The organism is Paenibacillus sp. FSL F4-0236 (assembly GCF_038000135.1).
Taxonomy (GTDB): Bacteria; Bacillota; Bacilli; order Paenibacillales; family Paenibacillaceae; genus Paenibacillus_AQ.
Window position 1 is genome coordinate 6666123 of record NZ_JBBOBK010000001.1, and the last position, 23177, is coordinate 6689299.

General features: G+C 45.8%; 21 protein-coding genes. 17 read left to right on the forward strand and 4 right to left on the reverse strand.

Going from position 1 to position 23177, the window contains the following annotated elements:
* Positions 1–322 precede the first annotated feature (322 nt).
* The 8 genes from NSQ29_RS29675 to NSQ29_RS29710 all read left to right on the forward strand — a co-directional run bounded on the left by NSQ29_RS29675 (position 323) and on the right by NSQ29_RS29710 (position 8801).
* Positions 323–1987, forward strand: a complete 1665-nt coding sequence (locus NSQ29_RS29675) for a GspE/PulE family protein (protein ID WP_149645302.1) — start codon at positions 323–325, stop codon at positions 1985–1987.
* A gap of 44 nt (positions 1988–2031) precedes the next feature.
* Positions 2032–3081 (forward strand): type IV pilus twitching motility protein PilT, encoded by a 1050-nt coding sequence (locus NSQ29_RS29680; protein ID WP_341126684.1) that lies wholly within the window; start codon positions 2032–2034, stop codon positions 3079–3081.
* Positions 3081–4286: a type II secretion system F family protein gene (locus tag NSQ29_RS29685; RefSeq protein ID WP_340973157.1), complete on the forward strand. Its 1206-nt coding sequence runs from the start codon at positions 3081–3083 to the stop codon at positions 4284–4286. The genes NSQ29_RS29680 and NSQ29_RS29685 overlap by 1 nt, the downstream gene beginning before the upstream one ends.
* A 167-nt stretch (positions 4287–4453) precedes the next feature.
* Positions 4454–4936, forward strand: a complete 483-nt coding sequence (locus NSQ29_RS29690; protein WP_341126685.1) for a type II secretion system protein — start codon at positions 4454–4456, stop codon at positions 4934–4936.
* 88 nt (positions 4937–5024) lie between these two features.
* Positions 5025–5774: a prepilin peptidase gene (locus tag NSQ29_RS29695; protein ID WP_341126686.1), complete on the forward strand. Its 750-nt coding sequence runs from the start codon at positions 5025–5027 to the stop codon at positions 5772–5774.
* A gap of 14 nt (positions 5775–5788) precedes the next feature.
* Positions 5789–7414: a pilus assembly protein PilM gene (gene pilM / locus NSQ29_RS29700; protein WP_341126687.1), complete on the forward strand. Its 1626-nt coding sequence runs from the start codon at positions 5789–5791 to the stop codon at positions 7412–7414.
* Positions 7398–8003, forward strand: coding sequence for a type 4a pilus biogenesis protein PilO (pilO, locus tag NSQ29_RS29705; RefSeq protein WP_339799024.1), 606 nt, complete (start codon positions 7398–7400; stop codon positions 8001–8003). Before pilM ends, pilO begins: the two co-directional genes overlap by 17 nt.
* Before the next feature lie 195 nt (positions 8004–8198).
* On the forward strand, positions 8199–8801 hold the full coding sequence (locus tag NSQ29_RS29710; RefSeq protein WP_076297876.1) for a DL-endopeptidase inhibitor IseA family protein: 603 nt from the start codon (positions 8199–8201) through the stop codon (positions 8799–8801).
* A gap of 46 nt (positions 8802–8847) precedes the next feature.
* Here NSQ29_RS29710 and NSQ29_RS29715 read toward each other — a convergent pair whose 3' ends face one another.
* On the reverse strand, positions 8848–9249 hold the full coding sequence (locus tag NSQ29_RS29715) for a CBS domain-containing protein (protein WP_341126688.1): 402 nt from the start codon (positions 9247–9249) through the stop codon (positions 8848–8850).
* A 151-nt stretch (positions 9250–9400) separates the two neighbouring features.
* Entirely contained in the window at positions 9401–10828 is a 1428-nt protein-coding gene (locus NSQ29_RS29720; RefSeq protein WP_341126689.1) for a VanW family protein, read from the reverse strand.
* A gap of 229 nt (positions 10829–11057) precedes the next feature.
* Between NSQ29_RS29720 and ftsE the strand changes: the two genes are divergently transcribed.
* The 5 genes from ftsE (at position 11058) to NSQ29_RS31655 (ending at position 17320) form a co-directional block, all read left to right on the forward strand.
* A complete protein-coding gene (gene ftsE / locus NSQ29_RS29725; RefSeq protein ID WP_042192319.1) occupies positions 11058–11744 on the forward strand; it encodes a cell division ATP-binding protein FtsE in 687 nt (228 codons plus the stop codon).
* Positions 11734–12648 (forward strand): permease-like cell division protein FtsX, encoded by a 915-nt coding sequence (gene ftsX, locus NSQ29_RS29730; protein ID WP_341126690.1) that lies wholly within the window; start codon positions 11734–11736, stop codon positions 12646–12648. Before ftsE ends, ftsX begins: the two co-directional genes overlap by 11 nt.
* Positions 12649–12678: 30 nt before the next feature.
* Entirely contained in the window at positions 12679–13992 is a 1314-nt protein-coding gene (locus tag NSQ29_RS29735) for a murein hydrolase activator EnvC family protein (protein WP_339243708.1), read from the forward strand.
* Positions 13993–14117: 125 nt separating this feature from the next.
* Positions 14118–15584, forward strand: a complete 1467-nt coding sequence (locus NSQ29_RS29740; protein ID WP_042192313.1) for a S41 family peptidase — start codon at positions 14118–14120, stop codon at positions 15582–15584.
* A gap of 425 nt (positions 15585–16009) precedes the next feature.
* Positions 16010–17320 carry a PDZ domain-containing protein gene (locus NSQ29_RS31655; RefSeq protein WP_445739180.1) on the forward strand — a complete coding sequence of 437 codons (1311 nt, stop codon included), beginning with the start codon at positions 16010–16012 and terminating at the stop codon, positions 17318–17320.
* Positions 17321–17373: 53 nt separating this feature from the next.
* Here NSQ29_RS31655 and NSQ29_RS29750 read toward each other — a convergent pair whose 3' ends face one another.
* Together NSQ29_RS29750 and NSQ29_RS29755 are read right to left on the reverse strand one after the other, a co-directional pair.
* Positions 17374–18027 (reverse strand): response regulator transcription factor, encoded by a 654-nt coding sequence (locus NSQ29_RS29750; protein ID WP_149645289.1) that lies wholly within the window; start codon positions 18025–18027, stop codon positions 17374–17376.
* A 57-nt stretch (positions 18028–18084) separates the two neighbouring features.
* The gene (locus tag NSQ29_RS29755) at positions 18085–19242 is read right to left on the reverse strand and encodes a sensor histidine kinase (protein ID WP_042192307.1); all 1158 of its coding nucleotides are present in this window, start codon (positions 19240–19242) and stop codon (positions 18085–18087) included.
* A 166-nt stretch (positions 19243–19408) separates the two neighbouring features.
* Between NSQ29_RS29755 and NSQ29_RS29760 the strand changes: the two genes are divergently transcribed.
* From NSQ29_RS29760 to NSQ29_RS29775, 4 genes are all read left to right on the forward strand, one after another.
* Positions 19409–20344, forward strand: coding sequence for an ABC transporter ATP-binding protein (locus NSQ29_RS29760; RefSeq protein WP_341126692.1), 936 nt, complete (start codon positions 19409–19411; stop codon positions 20342–20344).
* Between the two features lie 16 nt (positions 20345–20360).
* The gene (locus NSQ29_RS29765; protein ID WP_341126693.1) at positions 20361–21533 is read left to right on the forward strand and encodes an ABC transporter permease; all 1173 of its coding nucleotides are present in this window, start codon (positions 20361–20363) and stop codon (positions 21531–21533) included.
* Positions 21526–22686 carry an ABC transporter permease gene (locus NSQ29_RS29770; RefSeq protein ID WP_076285708.1) on the forward strand — a complete coding sequence of 387 codons (1161 nt, stop codon included), beginning with the start codon at positions 21526–21528 and terminating at the stop codon, positions 22684–22686. The genes NSQ29_RS29765 and NSQ29_RS29770 overlap by 8 nt, the downstream gene beginning before the upstream one ends.
* 117 nt (positions 22687–22803) lie before the next feature.
* Complete coding sequence (locus NSQ29_RS29775) at positions 22804–23127, forward strand: L-rhamnose mutarotase (protein WP_042192298.1); 324 nt, start codon at positions 22804–22806, stop codon at positions 23125–23127.
* Positions 23128–23177: the final 50 nt, after the last annotated feature.

The following is a 23177-nucleotide window of genomic DNA, read 5'->3' on the forward strand; positions in this document are numbered from 1 at the left end:
GTATATGCTAGTTTCCGACAGCTTTTTCAGCTGAATTCGTTGTAAAATTATCCAATCTATGTTATATACATTCTAGGACATTCAGCATTGACAGACAACATAAATCTATTGAAATATACCTATAAATTTATTACTAAAGTCCCAAGTGTATTGAAAAATACGCTAGTTTGACAAATTTATAAGATCCTTAATTATGGAAAAAATAATCTTCTTATTTTGCAGAAATGGAACTGGTAATTTATCCTCCGTTTATTCCAAGTATTATCCATTATCTAGTAGGCATAAAGGTATAACCAATAACGGCATATGGAGCTGAACGGACATGGCCATCGCAAAAAAGAGACTTGGGGATTTGCTGGTAGAAAATAATATTATTTCGCAGGAACAGCTGCTTGAAGCACTTGCGGAACAGCGTAAAAGCAAGCGTAAGCTTGGCGATCTGCTAATCTCTCAAGGCTATATCACGGAGCAGCAGTTGATTGAAGTGCTTGAATTCCAGCTCGGCATTCCGCATGTCAGTTTATTTAAATACCAGATTGATCCTGCGATTACGCAGATTATTCCTGAAAGTATGGCTAAGCGTTATCAGGTGCTTCCCTTCTTGAAAGAAGGAGGTAAGCTGATGGTTGCGATGGCCGATCCACTGGATTATTTTGCGATAGAAGATTTGCGAATGAGTACTGGCTTCCGGATCGAACCTGCTATTTCTACTAGGGATGAGCTACAGCGAGCGATTGCGCGTCATTATGGGATGCGTGATTCTATGAATCAGATGCTAGTAGAGCTCCCTACACAAGAAGAAATAGAAGAGACAGAGATTACAGATGAGGATTCTCCTATCGTACGTTTGGTCAATCAGATGATTCAGCAGGCTGTTGCTCTGCGGGCATCTGATATACATATGGATCCAGGTGAGAATAATCTAACGATCCGCTACCGTATTGACGGAACCTTACGAACAGAGCGGATTATTCCTAAGCAGATGCAGGGCTTTATCACCGCTCGTCTGAAAATAATGGCCCGACTGAATATCGCTGAACGGCGTTTGCCACAAGACGGCCGAATCAAAATGCAGTTTGATTACAAAATGGTAGATATTCGTGTGTCCTCATTGCCGACGATGCACGGAGAGAAAATTGTACTGCGGTTGCTAGACTTAAGCACAGGTGTCAAATCTGTAGATGCTCTGGGATTCAGTGAGGGGAATGCGGAAGCTTTTAAGGAAATGATCGCTCGTCCTTATGGAATTCTACTAATCACTGGACCTACAGGTAGTGGGAAAACAACGACTTTATATTCAGCGCTGAATCAACTCAATGTAGAAAGTGCAAATATTATCACGGTTGAAGATCCAGTGGAATACCAGCTTGAGGGTGTAAACCAGGTACACGTAAACTCGGCTATTGGGTTAACCTTTGCGGCGGGATTACGTTCGATTCTCCGACAAGATCCGAATATTGTAATGGTCGGTGAGATACGCGATGCAGAAACTGCTGAAATTGCGGTTCGCGCCTCATTAACGGGTCATCTAGTGTTGTCTACTTTACATACAAACGATGCGATTAGCTCCGTCTCTCGATTGCGAGATATGGGAGTAGAGCCTTATTTAATTGCCTCTTCATTAATTGGTGTGGTAGCGCAGCGGCTCGTTCGCAAAATCTGCACCGACTGCAAAGAAACCTACAAACCGTCTGAGCAGGAAGCGATTATGCTACGTAGCTTAGGGTTGCCAGCGGATGAACTACATCGTGGTCGAGGTTGCGGTAGCTGTAGCAGTTCTGGTTATCGTGGTCGAATAGCGATTCATGAGGTACTCAGTATTGACGATCATTTGCGGCAGCTTATTACAAACACTGCTTCTGTAGAGGAAATGCGTGTCGCAGGTAAGGCGCGTGGACTTGTTCAACTGATGGATGATGGCTTACTCAAAGTTAGTCAAGGGATTACAACGCTTCAAGAAGTAATGCGCGAGACGGTCTCACATTAGGGTCTATTAGGTTCTTTTCATTTTAAAAATAGGGGGAGCAGCCGATGCCAACGTATACGCGGGATATTAGACAGCTTTTGCAGACGGCTTACTCCTCCAAAGCTTCCGACTTACATATCTCTGTAGGCTCGCCTCCGGTGATACGTATGGATGGAATGCTTCACCCACTTGAGGGTGCACCAGTAACAGGTCATGAAGCGGCAGAAATGGCAGAAGCGCTGCTTGGCAGTGAACGAAACGAAGTGTTTCGGAATGCAGGTGAGGTGGATTTCTCTTATCCGCTGGATGGCGGCGTAAGATTTCGGTTGAATGTCTATCGTCAGCGGGGTGAGATTAGTATTGCTGCCCGATCCATTCCTGCAGAGATTCCGAGTCTAGAACAACTGTCGATGCCTCCGATTTTGTCCACTTTGTCACTTAAACCACAAGGTTTGATATTAGTTACAGGGCCTACGGGCAGCGGTAAATCCTCTACGTTAGCAGCTATGCTGAATTACATTAACAAGACCGAAAGCAAGCATATTGTGACACTTGAAGATCCTATAGAATTTCTGCATAGTCATGGAACCTGTTTAGTGGATCAACGTGAAGTGGGCAGCGACACAGCTAGCTTTGCGAGCGGACTACGTGCCGCGTTACGTCAGGATCCGGACGTTATTCTCGTTGGAGAGATGCGGGATCTGGAGACCATTACAGCAGCAGTTACTGCCGCGGAGACAGGTCATCTTGTGATGGCAACCTTACATACAACAGACGCACCACAGACAATTGATCGAATTATTGACGCTTTTCCGGGTCATCAGCAGGGGCAGATCCGTTCACAGCTAGCCTCAGTATTACTGGCAGTTGTCAGTCAGCGCTTGTTTCCAAGAGCTGGAGGACGGGGGCGGATATGTGCAACAGAGATCTTAGTGAATACACCTGCCGTAGCCAATCTCATTCGTACCGAAAAGACACATCAGATTAAAAATGTGATGCAAACCGGACGCTCGCAAGGCATGCATACGTTGGACATGAGTATCCGTGACTATTTATCACAGGGGTTCATTGAACCAGCAGCAGCTAAGTCGTTTATGGCGGAGGTGAGTAGCTGATGCCTCTTTTTGAATATCAAGTAAAGACAACCGCAGGCAAGTCCATTAAAGGAAAGCTAACCGCAACAGATAAGCCTACGGCAATGGAGGAGTTACGCAAGCGGGGCCTTACGGTATTCTCGCTGATCGAACGCAAAACAACGATTCTCTCAATGGATATTTATATCGGTAATCCGGTTAAGCCACTTCATTTCATCATTTATTGTAGACAGTTTGCCACGCTTATGCGTGCTGGAGTGTCGATTGTAGATGCAACGCGTATTTTGGCAGAGCAGACTGAGAGCAAACCGCTCCGTAAAGCACTTGTGGAAGTGAATTCAAGCCTGATGCGCGGAATCTCGTTCTCACAAGCTGTTCAGGATCATAAAAAAATCTTCCCGCAGCTATTCGTCAGTATGATCCGTGCCGGTGAGGAATCCGGTGATATTGAGGGGACGCTCGACAGACTGGCCATGTTTTTTGAGAAGCAGCATTCCACGACGGAGAAAATCAAATCTGCGCTCACTTACCCGATTACCGTCGGGGTTATGGCGATTGGAGCGGTTATATACCTCCTATGGGCGATAGTTCCGCAGTTTGTAACGATGTTCGAATCGATGAATGCAGAGCTTCCGGCGATTACGAAGATGGTATTGGCGCTTAGCAAAAGCATTCAAGGTCAATGGTATTTCTGGATACTCGGCGTTCTTCTCCTAGTGATAGCTTTTCAGATTACAAAACGCACAGAAAAGGGTGCCTACGCACTCGATTATGCCAAGCTGAAGATTCCGGTGTTCGGTAAATTGAATCAAAAAGGCTCGATTGCTCAGTTTACGCGAACTTTTTCATCTCTTTATGCCAGCTCAGTTCCGATCCTGCAATCCTTGGTGATTGTAGAAGAGGTAGCAGGAAATAAGGTTATTGGGGGATTTATCCGTAGTGCAGGAGATTCGCTGAGACAAGGAAACCCACTGTCTGAACCTCTGAAAAAAGCATGGGTTTTCCCGCCGCTAGTTACACAGATGATTGCGATTGGTGAAGAGACAGGGGCACTCGACACAATGTTGTCTAAGGTAGCTGATTTCTATGAGATGGACGTAGAAAATACCGTTGATCGTCTGAAGTCACTGCTTGAACCATTGCTGATTGCTTTTCTAGCAGGTGTTGTAGGTGTGATTGTGGCCGCTATTATGCTGCCGATGTTCAGTCTGTATGGCAATATGTGAACCTTGTGGTTCCTTGTAAATATTGAGAGGGGTGACGCCGGGGAGGCGGGGCAGGGTTGCAGATCCTTTGCTAGCGCTAGACAAGGAAGGACGAGCATTGTAGCGGGATTCATGGAAATAAAAGATATAGGCTGTACCATCACACACCACTTAGAGGGGGAAATAAAATGTTAGCACAAGCCATTAAGAGAAGATTGAGCAAAGAGGAAAATCAAAAGGGGTTTACGCTGATCGAGTTATTGGCGGTTATCGTTATTTTGGGGATTATTGCGGTTATTGCGATACCTTTGATTGGGAATGTAATATCCAATGCTAAAGAAGATTCTGATGTTGCTACTGCTCGTCAAATTTATGATGCTTCGAGATTATATATTGTTGGTGAAAGTAATGGGAAGTTTAATGATTCAACAAATGCAGTAACGGTAACTATCGAGCAAATGCAAGAAAAAGGTTATTTAGATAAACCTTTAAGTCTCCCAAGTTCGAAAAAGGTAATCACTGAAGGAACTGTAACATATACAGCAAAGGGTCAATTAGCTTCTGTAACGATATCACCACAACCGGAAGGATCGACACCAATTACTTCTGGTGGTACTACAACTGGAGGCAGTTTTACAGCGGAACAGGTATTGAAATCAAAGACAAAGTAATAGTACTACAGAAATTATACTTAGACTCCTAAGGAATCGGACTTCCCGATTCCTTTTTTAAAATCCAGAAAGCCAACAGAGGAAATCAATGACGATATTCATCGCAAGTTACATCACCTTACTGGGCCTGATTCTAGGCTCCTTCTATAACGTAGTGGCACTACGGGTGCCAGCTAAGGAATCCTTGCTTAATCCACCGTCACATTGCCCGAACTGCAATACGCGGATAAAGGCGCGGGATTTGTTTCCGGTGATAAGCTACCTGCTGTCAGGAGGCAAGTGTCGTTACTGCGGCACAAAGGTGTCGCCTTTATATCCACTAGGAGAAGCGGCAACGGGTTTGCTTTTTCTATGGGTGTATTTGCAGTTTGGGCTGACGGCGAAGGGGATTCTTGGATTCATTCTGGTGAGTCTGGCGATTATTGTGACGGTTGCGGATTTGAAGTACATGCTGATTCCGAACAAGGTATTGCTATTCTTTTTGCCGATACTGCTCATTCTTGTATTGCTCTATCCAGAGGGGCCGTTATGGCATCACTTGCTGGGAGCTGTGCTTGGGGGAGGGGCTCTTATCCCCTTTGTTCTATTAGGAGGGATGGGTGCCGGGGATGTGAAGCTATTTGCGCTGCTGGGCTTGGTGATTGGATTTCCGAATGTGATTTTGGCTTTTCTAATGGCTTGTCTGCTTGGAAGTGTGGTCGGAGGACTGCTGATGCTGCTCGGAATCATCAAACGCAAACAACCGGTTCCTTTTGGACCATGGTTAGCAATAGGGGCTTTAATTAGTTACGGATATGGTTCAGACATCATTGGCGCGTATCTCTCGCTCATCGGATAGGAGGACATCGACATATGCTTGGATTAGGCCCTAAAGTGGCCGGACTTTCAATTGAAGCTACCGGAATTCGTTATATTAGTTTTAAGAATAAACAGTCATGGGAAGTTCGCAAAAAACGGTATCTCCCGCTCCTTCCAGGCATGATCATAGAGAATCAGGTGGCGGATAGCGAGGCGCTTTATGATCGTGTAAGGCAGTGGGTGAGGAAGGAAGGGTTAAGGGGCAGCAAGGTTTCCTTGTCGATTCCACCTTCGCAGATCATTATTCGCAAAATGAGTATCCCAAGTACCAACGATAAGCAGGTTGAACAGCTCGTAAAGCTCGAAGTGGAGACGGGGCTGCATTTGCCATTTGAAAATCCTGTTTACGACTATGTGACGCTCGAAGTGGATGAGGAACATAGCCATTTGCTTGTATTTGCCGCTCCGCGGAAATCGATACAGGATTATGTAGAGATTTTGGAGCGTGCGGGTCTTCGAATAAGCAGTGTTGAAATTTCGGCTACCGCCTTGGCGCGAAGTATAGCAACTGGACATGGGGAAAGCTTTGCGGAAACGATGCTGATTAATCTAGAGCCATCCGTCATGGACGTTTATATGTTTAGAAATGGTAATCCGGTGTTCATTCGTACGATTAACTTGCTTGATTTGCACAAGGGTAGAAATGTTACGGCATTGGAGTTTATGGCAGACAGTGAAGTTTTGGCAGAAACAGCAGTTGCTGTGGAAGAGCAATTATCACCGGAGCAAATGGTGGAGATTACTGCGGAAATCTCGCGGATGCTCAGCTTCTACCAATATAGCTTGCACGATGGCTCGACTCGTATCAAAAACTTAGTTATAACAGGTGTCCCTTCCATTCGTAAACAGCTAGATCTAGAGCTTCAGCAGTCGCTGGCAGAACTCGACATTACACCGATAAGCCTAGACCAGATGGGTAAAGATGCTGTATCTGATCTTGAGTTAAATGATTACCGAGTAGCGGCCGGGACAGCTCTAAAAAGCACGATCAGCGTAGACACGATTGACCTACTGCCAAGAGAAGATCGGGAGACGTTATTATTCCCCTATGTGACCATGGGTCTTGTGGCGATCTGGCTGGTGGGAACGATTGGGACGGGGATTTATTTTTCGGCTAATAAGGGTCAAATCTCTAATGGTAAAGAGGAGCTGCAAGGCTTGCAGGATCGCAGTTTAATGCTGCAGGTAGAGCTTGGGAAGCTTAAAAACAGTGGACCTGGGCAGTTAGATCGGAAGACGGCAATCGCAGAGATTCAGAACAATAAGGTGATTGCTGTTCCCATACTAGATGAATTAGTCGAAGGGTTGCCACCGGGTTCTCTGCTCCGTGACATTAACTACACCTACCTGACATCGATTGACCTGACTGTAAATGTACCTACTATGGTAGATGCCTCTAATTATTTAAGACAACTGCGTCAGATGTCCTTTACAGTGGATGCTTCTATTTCGAAGCTGAACGAAGGAACTGTGGATCAGAGTGCGGGGCCAACGAATGCAGCCACTTCCTTAAATATGTATACAGCCATTTATAAAGTAAACTTATTATCAAATAATCAACAGACAAATGGAACGGATGCAAGCCAAGAGGAGGTGAACAGCGATGGAACAGTTCAATAAGTATCGCTCTCCAATCGTACTGGGTGTATTGATTTTGTTCTTGATGCTGTTTGCCTTTTATATGCTGGGTGTTCAACCGACAAATAAAGAAATATCTGCACAGAACGCCGAGATCAGACAGCTGGAAAAAGAAGCAGAGATTCTTCAAACTAAAATTAATGAACTAAAAAGCAGCGCTACTTCTTTAGATTCCGAACAACAGGAACTTCTGGCAGCGCTCCCGAAAGGCGATGACAGCGAAGGCTTGATTGATGATCTACGAGCGGTTGGGATGTCCTCACAGGCACGCTTAAAGGATGTCAGCTTTATTTTGGATGAGGCTAATCCGATTCAGCAAATGACTGGTTCGGCTGAAGTGCTGTTCCCGACGGTCAAACAAGTTAAAATGACTGCTGTAGTAGAGGGCACCTACACAAGCATACGGCAGTGGATGGATGAGCTACAAATGCTGGCGCGTATCGTGAATGTAGACTCGTTTAATTTCCAGCAATCCTATGAAGAGCGATCAAAGGATAGTCCTGAAAGTATCTTGACTGCTAACGTAGCTTTCACAGCTTATTATGAGGTTGTTACTCCATCTTCGAATTAGATCTCTAACCGTTGTAATAACACTATTTCACGACTCCACTTTTCCTGTAAATCAGGAGGGTGGATTTTTTTCTTTACTATAAAATATAAATGCGTATTCATTCCTCTGTTTATTGGGTATTTTAGCTTGCGGGGTGCATAAGCTGGAACAGTGGCTATCGCCTGTATTTTTCAGATCAAAAAGGAGGAATTCCGAATGAACAAAAAGTGGATGATTGGTTCGTTGGCCCTTTCCATAGGCCTGATCTCAGCAAGTGGAGGAGCTATGGCAGCTTCACCGTCAGCAGGAAGTACGGCAATCAAGAAGGTGGCTGTGTCTGCGCCTGGGAAAGAGGGCCCTGCTACCATCAATAATTTGACGGTGAAAAGTATCATACCGCTGGTAGTCCATGCAAGAGCTCTTTATTTCTATAGTAATCGAGGCGGAAACATCTTCCCGATAGAAACCTTCACGTATAAAGCGCAGGAATACCGTTATCTTTCCAGTGACATTGGCACAAAGACGAAGCTGATGAATTACATAAAAAAAGCCTACACTCACAATGCAGCGGCATATTATGTGCAGACTCAATTTTTGGAGTATAACGGAAGAATGTCGCAGGTTAATGCAGATGTGGGCAATTTATTAATGTATGAAAAAGCCACCGCCCGCATGCTCTCTAAAACTGCGACAACCGCTGAATTTGAACTGACTGTTCCTTATCCAGGTGCGCAGGAAAGCAGTGAGTCGGTGTATGTGAAGCTGAAGAAAGTGGAGGGATATTGGAGAATTGACACGTCACCGGATATTCTTTTCTGAGGAAAGGGGAAGGTATTAGAGGAAAGTTGATGGCAGGGGCTATGAACTAACTGCGCTTCAAGTCAGAGATATAAATAACACCTGTGAATTTGCCTTTACGAGTAATGATGACACAGTCATTCTTCATAGGATCTGGGCGGCTCATAGCAGTAGCTAATACGGATTCAAGTGGTGTGGAGATATCAAAAATGAGTGGCGTTTTGTTCATGAGCTTCATGGCAGGTTCTTTGTAGAACAGATCTACTCCTGATCTTCCTGTGGCTTTTAAAAAGAAACGGTCGCACATTAACAATCCAAGCGGTTCATTCGTGGCGTTACAGACGACGATGCATTTGGATTCTGGGTGCTGGAACATTACGCGAAGGGCTTCTCTGCAAGTACGTGAGGCAAAAATAGCAGGTGCACTGCGGACAATATTAGAGAGATCATTTACAAGAGCTGTTGACATGGTGTTCATCCTTTCTGATTATAGATCTATTTCTAATGTACCCCCGAATCGTAAATTTTAAAGGCGAGAAAGGTCATCTACAGGTAAAATAGATTCACAAGCTAAAATGGTCAGAACCTCACAAGGTCTGACCGTTTTTTTTGTAGGTAATCTATTCACTTCGAACGCCATCCTCTACCAACTGCTTTCTAGGTGCTTCTGGAATAACAGATTTACTTACGCCTCCACGATTGATGGCGATTAACCGTTTTTGTGCGTAATACACGTCACGGGATAATTTCTTTACCTCAGTGGATTTACCGTCAACAATCCGGGTGCTGTAAGTCTCAACAACATATCCGGTCTTCCCATTTTGTATAACGCGTGAGCCTCCACGGGGGAGGGAAGGGTCGTTTACGTACTTGTCGATTGGAGGCAGCACCTCTACGATTTGTGAGTGGACCTTATATGTAACATTTTTCGGAAAAGTACCGAAGAGCTTGATCGATAGTGATCGACCTTGCACAGCCGCTTTAATGACTAGATATTTGCCAGTCGTATTGCGAAAACGGAAGTTGATATAGCCTTCAGCAAAGGTGGCATCCTGGCCTTTGGGTAGATAGTTGACCGGCAAGGAGTGATTGCGGCGCTCCACAATCTCCAGTCCGGTGCGCAAAGCGGCATTGTACAGCGTACTGGAAACTTGGCAGATTCCGCCGCCGACGCCGGCTTGTAGCTTACCGTTCACAATGACTGGTGCTTCGCGGAAGCCGTATTCTATTTTTGCTTTTTCAATAGCTTTGCCATAGTCAAAAACGGCTCCAGGTGGGAGCACGGTTCCGTTCACAGCTTTGGCTGCTGATTCGACGTTGTAGATTCGTCCAGGTCCACTTGCTCCGAGAGAGGTGCTGAATTGCATGATTTTTCGCTCAATGCCTTGCTCCTTTAGAGCGGTTAGAGTGATGTCCGGTTGTAATATGGTTAATGGAACTTCCAAAGTAATCCCCTTCTCTTGCAGCGAGAGTAGACGACTAAAACGAGTGGGGGCAGCGGCCCATAGTGAGGTCACCATTCCTGTCCAGTCCACCTCAAGGGAAGTCTTCTCAGGCGTATACACTACACGATCATCCCCGGTAATTCGCCGCGTAGCATCTACTGGATCTCCGAAGGATTCTCTCTCCCAAGCGGGACTTAGGATGGTCTGTAATTGAGCAATATCCAGATGGGCTTCAAGACTCCAATTCTGGGGGAAGCTGTAGCGGGCTTTTACACGATCCCATAGCCGCCCTTCCGTAAGATCTTGTAGACCTTGCTTAAAAGCAGCGGCTTCATAGGCCATTCCAGCTTGTTTAAGCTTGAGGGTAAGCTCAGAATTCCCTTCGACCTGCAACACAAGGGGGATAGATTCAAGGGCCTGTAGCTTTTTCTCCAGTTCGGAACGTACCTCTGAGATATTCAGCCCGCCCACCTCCCATCCGGCAAGGGTTGTACCTTTTGGAAGCGTGTTTTTATGGCCATATAGTTGAAGTCCCCCATAGATTAATGAACCGATAAGAATGAGTGCAATGACTATTATGAGGGTAAGATGGATTTTTTTCATGAATAATCTCCTTCCTGGATGGCTTCTGCGAGCGGCACAGTAGGTGCTTTTTATATGTATATGTACAGACATTACAAAACTTTCGAATAGTGGGGCAGTTACGGGGTACTCAATCGGTTACAGATTTGTTACAATAGATACATTGCGGAAATATTGAAGTTTATGGAAACTTAAGCTGTACCCTGTCGATTTACACAAGTGGAAAATGTCATAATTGGGAAGTGAGAAAATGATTGAAATGCAAGATGTATGGAAGACGTACCCTAACGGAACTCACGCACTGCAAGGAGTTTCAGTAAAAATTGACCGCAATGAGTTTGTGTATGTTGTCGGTCCATCCGGCGCGGGTAAATCTACTTTTATGAAATTGATTTATAGAGAAGAAGTGCCAACTAAAGGTCAAATTTCTGTGGGAGGCTTTAACATAGGGAAGCTTAAACAACGTAAAATCCCATATGTGCGCCGTAATATCGGCGTTGTGTTTCAAGACTTTCGGTTATTACCAAGGATGACAGCGTATGAGAATATTGCTTTTGCCATGGAAGTTATTGAAGCCCCGAAGAAGGTCATCAAGAAACGTGTGAATGAAGTTCTCGATCTGGTTGGACTCAAAAATAAAGCAAATCGTGAGCCCTCACAGCTCTCAGGTGGAGAACAGCAGCGTATTGCAATTGCTCGTGCTATTGTTAATAACCCATCTGTTATTATTGCGGACGAGCCTACAGGTAACTTGGATCCTGAGACTTCATGGGGCATTATGCAGCTGCTGGACGAAATTAATTTTCGTGGAACAACAATTGTAATGGCTACCCATAATAGAGATATCGTGAATAAAATGCGCAAGCGGGTGCTTGCGATTGAGAACGGAAACATTGTGAGAGACCAGGCGAGAGGGGAATATGGCTATGAGTTTTAAGACCTTCTTGCGACACTTGCGGGAAGGCTTCAAAAGCGTATTCCGTAATGGCTGGATGTCGATTGCTTCGATCACTTCCATCGTCGTCTCTCTTTTTGTCCTAGGTGTATTTATTCTTCTTGTTCTTAATGTGAATGCTGTAGCGGATGAGGCAGACAGCCAGGTACAGATTAATGTGCATTTGGCACTAAATGTAGATCAGAAGTTGCGTGAGACTTTGCAGACTGAAATTGGCAATATGCCGGAGGTCAGCAAGATTACGTTCATCTCCAAGGATCAAGGACTTATAGATCTCCGTGCAGATATGGGTGAGGACGCGGCTGAGCTTCTGGAAGGGTTCGATGAAGACAATAACCCTCTCCCAGATACGCTTAAGGTAGAAGTTGTCGAACCTACTACGGTATCATTTGTGGCTGAGAAGATTGAAGCACTCAACAAGACACATGCTAATCAGCCCATTTACAAAGTGAAATATGGCAAGGGCTCGATAGAAACCTTGTTCAAAATAACACGCGCTGTACGAAACATTGGTTTTATTTTTGTAGCAGGTCTGGGGCTCATGTCTATGTTCCTCATCTCTAATACGATTCGGGTTACGATACTTGCTCGTCGTAAGGAGATTGGCATTATGAAGCTCGTAGGCGCGACAAATTATTTTATTCGCTGGCCTTTCTTTATAGAAGGGGCATTGATCGGTCTGATCGGATCGCTCATTACCTCCGTTGTCTTGTATTTGGGTTACAGCACTTTGGAATCGACCGTACAGGGAGATCCTATGCTCCAATTGCAGCTAATTCCGTTCGATAATATTTGGATGCTGGTCGTCGGTGTACTAGTTGGACTAGGCGTGCTGATCGGCGTCTGGGGAAGTACGGTTTCTATTCGTAGGTTCTTGAAAGTTTAATATTAAAAAGTGAAGGATGGGGAGTGCAAGTTGAAGAAGATTGCTGCCGGACTAGCCGTAATGTTACTAGCTGTCACTATATTCCAGCCCTCTGATGGATATGCCAAAAAAACAAGTGTTGCCGAAATTGATAAGCAGCTAAAGCAGCTGCAAAAAGAGGTGCAGGAAGCTAAGGCGCAGCAGGAGAAAGCGGCGTCCCAAACGCAGGAAGCACAGCATTATAAGAATAAGACGAATCTCAATCTGCAGTATGTCTTACAGCAAGTGGATCAAGTTAAGGGCAAAATGACCGAAATCTCTACCCAAATTTCCGATACAGAACAATCTCTGAATGTTACGGCAACGGAATTGGATAAAGCAGAAGCACGAGTCGCCTCTAGAGAGGAAGTTTTAGGATCCCGTGTTCGGTTAATGTATACCGATGGAGCGGTTTCTTACTTGGATGTTTTGCTCTCATCGACAAGCTTCGCTGATTTTCTGGATCGCGCGGATTCACTTAAGATGATTGTGGATCAGGATCAGGAGCTGTTAGTTCAACATAAGCTGGACAAGCAGACGGTGATAGAGAAGAAACAAGAGCTTGAAGGGCAATATGCCCAAGCCAAGCAGCTGTATACTTCTTTGGAACAACAGAGAAGTTTGCTGAAGGAGAAAGAAGCTGAGAAACAGGAGCTTATCGCATTCTATGATAAGCAAATTCAAGAAAGTGATGATTTAAGTGAAGAGCAGAATGAAAAGCTAGTCAAACTGGCAAGCGAACGCTCTGCGCTGGAAACGCAAAAGGATAAGATTAAGGCGGAGGAAGCCGCTCGCAGAGCAGCAGCGGCTAAGGCGGAAGCGGCTCGTAGAGCTGCGGCGGCTGCCAAGAAGGCTGCAGCTGCAGCTGCAGCTAGTAAGGGAAGCAGTAGTTCTAGCTCCAGCTCTAGTGATACGGGATATTCAGGTGGAGATGGGCCGTTTCTACTTCCTGTAGGATCCGCAAGAATCTCATCCCCTTATGGACCACGGACACATCCAATCACGGGTGAGAAGGGGAAAGTACACACCGGCGTCGATTTTGCGGTTCCACAAGGAACCAATATTCATGCGGCGGATTCCGGAACGGTTATCTTGGCTGAATGGTGGAGCGGTTATGGATATTGTGTAATTATTGATCATGGAGGCGGAGTTTGGACGCTCTACGGACATATACGTAAAGGCGGTCTTAGAGTTAGTGCCGGGGATAAAGTCAATCGCGGAGATGTGGTTGCTGAATCAGGTTCCACAGGTAATTCAACGGGTCCCCACCTTCACTTCGAAGTACGGATTGACGGTAAGATTGTAAATCCTATGCCTTATCTCTAATTTTTAACGAACTTATAACTCATATTATTTGATTGTACGGCATATACTGGAAGAGATACCGTACCTTTCAGGACGGACTTAGGATGTTGTTTACAAGATGGACAAGAAGGGACGGTGGGAACATCATGTTAAAAAAAAGCACCGCGGCGTTTATGATTATCGCCGCCCTGCTATGCGGTAGTTTAGTAACCTTGGGCGTGACGGGTTATACTCATGTCTTTGGACAAGCTGCAGGACAAGGATTAGCCTCTGCGTTGCAGGTTGCAGGTCTACAGCAGAAGGAATCCCAGAAGCTTGGGACTGCGCTCAGTTTGATTGAGAGCAATTACTACGAGACGGTAGATCGGGAGAAGCTGATAGATGGTGCTGTCAACGGTATGATGGAAGCGCTAGGCGATCCCTATTCCAACTATATGGGTAAAGAAACTGCTGAGAAATTTGAAGAGAGCATTGAGGGTTCCTTTTCAGGTATCGGTGCAGAAGTCTCTTCGGATAACGGTAAGGTAGTCGTGGTCTCCCCAATCAAGGGTTCACCTGCTGAAAAAGCAGGAATTCAGGCTAAGGATGTCATTTTGTCCGTTAACGGAGAATCGCTAGAAGGCATGGATCTAAATGCTGCTGTTGCGAAGATCCGCGGACCTAAAGGCAGTAAGGCTACTTTGAAAATACAACGTTCCGGCTCTGTAGAGCCTCTAGAGTTCGCTCTTACTCGGGATGATGTGAAGCTTGAGACGGTATACTCAACTATGGAAAAAGACGGTGTAGGGGTAATCGAGGTCACTCAGTTCTCCCTAAATACTGCAGAACGATTCAAGGAAGAGCTTGGAAAGCTAGAGAAGCAAGGCATGAAGGGATTGGTCATTGATGTCCGTAATGATCCAGGCGGTGTCCTCCCGATTGTTATTGAGATGGCTGAAGAGTTCATTCCAGCTGGTAAAAACATAGTTCAAATAGAATACAAAGATAAAAAACGCGAAGTTAGCACCTCCAAGGGATCTAGCAAGGCTTATCCAGTGGTAGTGCTAATGAATAAAGGTAGCGCGAGCGCCTCGGAAATATTGGCGGGTGCCTTGCAGCAGTCAGCGGGAGCCAAGTTAATAGGTGATAATTCATTTGGTAAAGGCACGGTGCAGACAAGCTTTGACAAACAGCTTGGAGATGGCAGCTTACTGAAGGTTACCATTGCTAAATGGCTTACACCGGACGGCACATGGATCCACGGCAAGGGAATTAAACCGGATATCGCGGTAGCACAGCCGGATTACTTCTCAGTGGCTCCGATTAACAAGAGCGTGACGCTGCAATATAACATGAACAACGGTGATGTGAAGAGTGCACAGACGATGCTGGATGGCTTAGGCTACAAGCCTGGTCGCAAAGATGGCTATTTCGATACTGGCACTAAGAATGCAGTGAAGAAATTCCAGAGTGAAGCGAAACTTCAAGTCACAGGCATGATTGATGCCAAGACTGCGGAGGCGCTGGAGGTGGCACTGATCAAAGTGATCCAGGACCCTGCCAACGACAACCAACGGAATAGAGGGATTGCTGAGATTCAGAAGGAAATTAAGGCGGCAGCGTCGAAAAAGTAAGAAGGCTGAATTCAGCCTTCTTTTTTTCTAAATATAAGAATCGATCAAGGGTATAGCACACGCATGGTGTAGCTTAAAGCTGCTGATGGTTGACTACTTAGTAAGGATAACCGTCGAATAAACCTGCAATAATACATTTTTTTATGGTACGAAGATGGCCGAAGCGATAATTCCTGCGAATCTGCAGTAATACTTGCTCCATGGGGAGCTTTCGAGCTATAAGTGAGGTTATTCCTGTACATTTGCAGTATTCGCTCCTAATGAAGAGGATATCTGTACAAAATGCTGCACTTTTACAGGCTTTCTCTGATCTAGCCAAAGTGAAAGGTATGAATGAATAAGAGGGATGAACAATTTCACTCTGGTATGTGAACAGGGGTTCATGAAAGTTTTTTTGTAGAGTAGGAAGGAGTGTGACGAACAGTTTGAATGTGATTCAGGAATGGTTAGGAAGCTTGGGCACTGCGTTCTTACACTTATTGATCCAGCCATATTACTATATTGCTATTATATTTATTGCGTTGTATTACCGTCGGCAGGTGGCATTAGAACGTAAGCTAATTCATGTGAAGTTACATAGCTGGGGTCAAGAAACGTGGCGAACGGTGTGGAGCGGGCTGGTGATGGGACTAGTAGTTTCTATTGCAGCCATATTGTTAGGGGTATCCTTATCAGGTACAGCTGTGGCCTGCATTTGGGTAGTTAGTATTCTGTTGTCGCTATTGCGAGTGCGGTATTTGTGCTTCGCTTATTCTATAGGTCTGCTAGGTGTGATTCAATTTATACTGTCTTTCTTTCCGGATGCCTTACATGGCGGAACGGTCGGGAATATTACAACAGCCATACGGGAGATGGATATTCCCGCTTTGCTAGTTCTAGCTGCGCTATTGCACATGGCAGAGGCGCTGCTGGCCCGCTGGCAAGGGGCGAAGCTTGCGACGCCCCTTTTCTTGAAGGGCAAGCGCGGCATGGTTGTCGGCGGCTATCAGCTGCAGGCTTTCTGGCCGCTGCCGCTGTTCCTGCTGATCCCTGCGGGGGCAGGAACGGATCTGCCATGGCAGCCGCTGCTGGGCGGTGGGCTTGGCATTGTCTCTTTGCCCGTCATCATCGGCTTCAGCGAGATGACGCAGGGCATGCTGCCCGGGCGCAAGGCCGCCCGCACTTCAGGACGGCTGCTGATGTACAGCATCGTCCTGCTCGGCTTAAGCCTGCTTGCCGCTTGGTGGAGCCCGCTGACCCTGCTCGCGGCGCTCGCAGCGATGGTGCTGCACGAAGGGTTAAGCTGGTACAGCGCTCTGGAAGAGCGCAGCATCAGCCCCATCTTCGTGCATCCACCGCGCGGCCGCAAGGTGCTGGCCGTGCTGCCGGGCAGTCCCGGACAGGAGCTGGGCATTCTGCCCGGCGAGATTTTACTGAAGGTCAACGGGGTCCTGTTGACCGATGCCGCGCAGCTACATGAGGCGCTGCGCATGAATCCAGCGTTCTGCAAGCTGGAGGTGCAGAACCGTGAAGGGGAGAGCAAATACCTTCAGAGCCCGATTTACGACGGGGACCATCATCAGCTCGGCATTATTCTGGTACCGGAGACAGATGGAGCGGTTACTGCGGAGGCGAAGCCATCCAGCATCTTCAGCATCATCGCAATGAAGACAGGTACTCGCAGCCGGCATCTTCCGAACAGCCGACTCAAACGGAACAAAACCGCTGAAGCCAAGAAGGAATCAGCGGAAGGATAACTAAAGTCAAGCCCGGACTCTGGAAATAGAGTCCGGGCTTTTTTGTAGAACTTCTATCCACGCCCACCCTTCAAATAGAAAATAGCGATTTGCGTACGATCTCGCAGCTCTAATTTACTTAGAATATCCGTTATGTAATTTTTGACCGTACCCTCGCTAAGAAACAGCTGTCCGGCGATTTCTTTGTTGGTATGCCCCTCAGCGATAGAGGCGACAACGGCCAATTCCATTTTGGTCAGTCCGAAAGATTCCAGTGGCTGTACCTGTGGAGATTCAGGACGGGCCGCGGGCTGTAGAAAGGTGGTTAGTTTGCGCGCGATATCAGGGTGGATTAGCATGTTGCCTTCATTAACTGTTTTGACACCTTGTATGATACGGTCAGGCGGTATGTTTTTGAGCAAATATCCACTGGCACCGTTCCGCAGCGCCTCAATGATATACTCATCGTCATCGAAGGTAGTTAGCATCAGTATCGAAACCTGAGGAAAAGCCTGCTTAATTTTCTCTGTCCCTTCAACACCACCGCAGCCTGGCATCCGAATATCCATCAAAATCACATCCGCCATATCTCCCGCTTGGAGCAAATTCAAGGCCTCGTTTCCGTCACTTGCAGCTCCGATCACTTCAATATCGGGGTCCATCCCTATCAGTACTTGCAGACTTTGACGAATAAAAGGATCGTCATCTACAATCATCACCTTAATCATTAGCGCGGCTCCTTCTTCATAATATAGATTTCTTTTTTGCTTCAAGTCCTACGTTGCCTATACAATCTCTCCCTGCTTATAAATGGGCAACCGCGTAACAATGGTGAATTGAGGCTCCTGCCGCCATTCCAAGGTTCCGCCGATCAGATGTGTTCGTTCGAACATTCCTTTCATCCCGACCCCTCCACTTTCCGGCAGTTTGGTTAGTTTATTGCCTTCGGGAAGCGTCCCGTTGTTGCTGACCTCCATCGTAACTCCAGTATCACTAAAGTCGACTTTAATCGAAATCGCAGTTGCATTTCCGTGACGTAGGGCATTGGTTATGGCTTCTCGGGCGTTCTTATACAAGATCACCTGAATACTAGGATATAGCGGGTAAGGTATCCCATGCACTTGGTATGAGGTCTCGATTCCCGTATCGCGGCCGATCTCTTCTAGCAGCCGGTCTAACGCATAAGCTCCCTCTAATTGTGGCGTATAGTTGATACGCTTCACTGCAGAGCGCATATCGTCCATGCTGGCTGACAATTGATCACGAATGAGCTCCATCATCTGCATTCCGCTTTCAGGGGAGGTGGGTAAGGTGAGTAGCGCGGCTTCCATCATCATTTTAATGCGGATGAGGCGGTGGCCGATATCATCATGGAGCTGGCGGGAGATACGAACCCGTTCTTTGGACTGGGCTGCATCTTCTATTTGGGCGTTAAACTCCAGCAGTCGGTTGCGGGCTTCATCCAGCTCGAAATGCTTTTTTCGCAGCTCATCGTAAAGATTGAGGGTGTTCTCACGGCCCCGACCCGCCCTCTGTAACAATTCGTTGAGATAGGCGATGAGCAGAAAAGTAATATTGATGAATGTGATTATAAGCTTTGGAGAATCCCAGAGCGCTATGTTCAAGGTAATCAGATGCACAACCGTAAACACGAGAGGTACTGCTTGGGGCTGAAGTCTAGAATAATAAAGTAATGCTGAAATGGCCGGGAAAATCATTATGCTGCCGTACTGGTAACATAACCAGGCAGTGAACAGTATTTCTACAATGCTTATTAAGGCATGAAAGGAACGGGGGAGCTTTGGCACCATGACCACAAGGAATAGAAGCATCAGAATATGCAACGTGAAGATTCCATAGTCGGCATATGGGTAGATGTAAATGCTAATACAAGCAGGAATTATGATGAGTAGGTATCGCAATAGGGTCAGTTCTCTAGTCACACCTAAGACATCCTTTATAGAGTTTCTTCTAATCTTAGCATATTCGCCTACTTCTTCAGGAGATGACTTAAGTCACCTTCAAAAGATGACCTTTCGTACCTCCGTGGTCAATCCCTTTAAGCTAAAATTGTAAATATAGAAGCGCAAAGACAGGAGCGATGAAAAGATGGCAATCGCCGTATTGACCGATGTGGTGAAACGATATGAAGGTAAATTAACTGTAGATCATGTGAACATGACGATAGAAGAAGGAGAAATCTTTGGCTTGCTAGGCCCAAACGGAGCGGGTAAAAGTACAACGATCAGTATGATCTGCGGCTTGCTTAAGATTGACGGGGGAGATATTCTTATCGACGGTCTGCCCGTGTCCTCGAAATCACTTGAGGTGAAGAAAAGAATTGGTTTGGTTCCACAGGAATTAGCCTTATACGACACGATGACAGCGGCGGATAACGTTACCTTTTTCGGAAGATTGTATGGTTTGCGTGGCAAGCTTTTGAAGGAACGGGTAGATGAGGCTCTTTCGTTCACAGGCCTTAGCGACCGTGCCAAAGAGAAACCCTCAACCTTCTCCGGAGGGATGAAGAGACGTCTGAACATTGCCTGCGCTATTATGCATCGTCCCAAGCTGATTATTATGGATGAACCTACCGTGGGGATTGATCCGCAATCTCGTAATCATATTCTTGAATCGGTTAAGGAGCTCAATCGACTTGGTTCAACGATTATTTATACCAGTCACTATATGGAGGAGGTTGCGGCCATTTGCGATCGGGTAGCCATTATGGATAAAGGGCATATCATTGCTTGCGGCACGGAAAAAGAACTGCGAGAACGCGTTGCCAAGGAAGAAAAAATCGTCATTAAAGCTGCTAATATCACACCGGAGCTTGTTCAGGAGCTGACACTTCACCCTAGAATTAGACGCGTAGAAGCAAAGGATGAAGTAGTCGAGCTGTATCTGCCTTCTTCACAAGGGGAGCTACAGGACATCCTTTTTATTTTTGCCAAGCATAAGGGGATTATCGGCTCGCTAAATATTGAAGAACCTGATCTGGAGACGTTGTTTCTAAGCTTGACCGGAAGGACCTTAAGAGATTAAAGGGGGGATTATTCTGATGAATACTTGGACGATTATGATCTATGAGCTGCGAAGACTATTTAGCTCACGTTCTATGATATTAAATATGTTTTTGTTGCCCCTGTTATTGATCTTTCTCTTAGGTGCTTCGCTCTCCGGTGTCGTTGGTGACAAAGGCTCCACTACTATTGATGTTGTGCGAGTGGCTGTTGTTAATCTTTCTGGTGAGGGCTATGAGAGCTCGGCGATGATGGATAGCTTTTTGAAGTCAACAGAGCTTAAGGATATCATTACTCCGGTTATGGTGGGTAGTCGAGAGGCGGCAGAAAGCGGTCTGCGAACAGGAAAATATGGTTATGCGGTTGTTGTTCCTCCCAGCTTTGATAGTAAGGTACAGAGCGGTGAAGCCGCACAGCTGGAATTTATACTGGGCCAAAAAAGTACAGATAACAGGGTGGCAGGGACGGTCTTCGATAATTTTCTGAGGAATCTTAATTATAAACAGTCTGTGGCGATGACACTGGGTCCAGAAGCTTTGAACGTTATGGCACCTAGTTCCACCAGTAATGAGTCTTCCGTAAAGCTTGGAGAACTGAGCGAGGGAGGATATTCATATACTTCTTCCCAGTTCTATGCGGTATCCATGATGCTGATGTTTTTGCTGTATAGCGGCTTGACGGTATGTACTTCTCTTTTTAATGAAAAAGAAAATCATACCCTTTTCCGGATAAATTCAATGCCAGTCAAAGGCTCAGAACTGTTTATTGGCAAAATGCTTGGTGTGGGTGTTGTAAGTATAGTACAGTGCGCAGCGATTATTATTCTGACGAATGTGCTGTTCGGTGTGAATTGGGGAAATCGCCCGGGCTTGTTACTCCTATTTTGCTTGCTGATGATTGTGGCTTCGATGACCTTATCTATCGTTATTTCTATGTTCAGCAAGACTGGAGCAAGCGCAAGAAGTGTGGTTACGGTACTCACTGTAAGCATGACCTTCATTAGTGGGGGAATGGCACCACTTCCAGAATCGTGGGTGAACTCTATAGGGGCGTTTACGATTAATCATTGGGCAATGCAGGCTATTCTGAAAATGATGTTACATGCCGATGTATCGCAAATTATGCCGAATTTGGGAGTGTTATCGCTGATCTGCCTAGTGTTGTTCAGTGCAGCGGCTATTTCGTACCGGAAGGTGGGTTATCATGGATAAAATCTTAACGATTGCCTGGAACATGGTGAAACGAACCATTGGTACTAGGAAGGGGGTGCTCATCTATATTCTGCTTCCTTGTATTGTACTTGCAGGTATTGTTTCCGTTACTGGAACGATGGGAGAGAACCCAGCTGTTGTGCTGTATTCGAATATGGATAACGGGGCAGCAGGTAAGCATTTGCTCACTGAACTAAAGAATTCCGGAGAATATAAATTTGTAGAAAAGACTGACGAGACTGCTTTAAGAGAAGGCGTAGTCGATCAGAATGGAGAAGCGGGGATTCTAATTCCAGCAGGCTTCACTTCGGCACTACTTGCTGGAGAAGAGCCACAAATTAGTGTGTATGAGCTGAAGACGAATGAAACTTCCGTTATGATTAAATTAAAAGCGAGCACAATTGCTGATGAAATGAGGAGTACGGCCGCGATCATAGGGGCAGTTAATAACGGATCTAAGGACGTTGACGCACAATTTACTACGGTTATGCAAAGAGCGGAACAGCACAGTATTGGCAGCATTCGAACTGATTATAATCTATATCCTCGGGAGGGACTGGGAGTCGTTACGGGCTTAACGCTAATGTTTCTCATGAGCCTGGTCACGAGCTCTGTGTCTCTGATTATGGATGATCGGAAAGGCCGGACGATGATGCGAATGTTCAGTGCTCCGGTTCGTTCTTACGAGATTGCTATTGGTAATTTTCTGGGTAGCTTCATGGTCGGACTGATTCAGATCGTCGTAGTGCTCGCCTTAGGTCGCTGGGTGCTGCACTATGATTATGAAGTTCCAATCTATCTATATTTCCTTGTTCTTGCGGCATTTATGCTGGTGTCTATGGGGATCGCGAGTACAGTGGCAGGATTAATTCGTAATCCTAATAATGCTGGTATGCTGAATTCCCTTATTATCACACCGACTTGTATGCTTGGCGGCTGCTTTTGGCCTTTATCCATTATGCCGGACTATATGCAGAAGGCGGCTAACTTTGTTCCGCAAAAATGGGCCATCCAAGCGGTCGACATCGCTGCAACCGGTGGGGGCTGGAATGAGTTGTGGTTACCCTTTGCCATCTTAGGTCTTATGGCTGCTGTGCTACTGGCGATTGGTTCTGCCATTCTCCGCCCAAGTGAAGCGGGAATTAATGCTTAGAAAGCATAAGACTAGATATTCATAGCTTGGGCTGTTACCTTCAGGTACAATAATAGGTATCAAATGTATTTGATTCTTATTATGTGCAATAGAGGACATTTCTAGGAGGATGAACAGATGAGCAGCAATAAATTGGCTTGGACATGGCGGGTGAAGGAAGAATGTCTGGAAGAGTATGTAGCGATGCATTTAAATCCTTGGCCAGAAGTTTTGGAGGAGCACAGTAAGGCTGGTATTTCTAACTACTCCATCTTTCAGAATGGTAATCAATTTTTTTATTGCTTTGAATGTGAGGATACAGAAGCGGCTTTCGATTACATTGCTAAAAGTGATGCCTGCAACCGATGGAATGCCATTACTTCAAAGATGGTTGAAGGGTCATTTGATTTCAATGATGAGGTGCCAATGTTGCCTTTACGTGAAGTGTTCTATCTAAAATAGTGAAGCTGATTCTTTATTAACTAAAATTTGCATAAGGTAAAATATCGGCG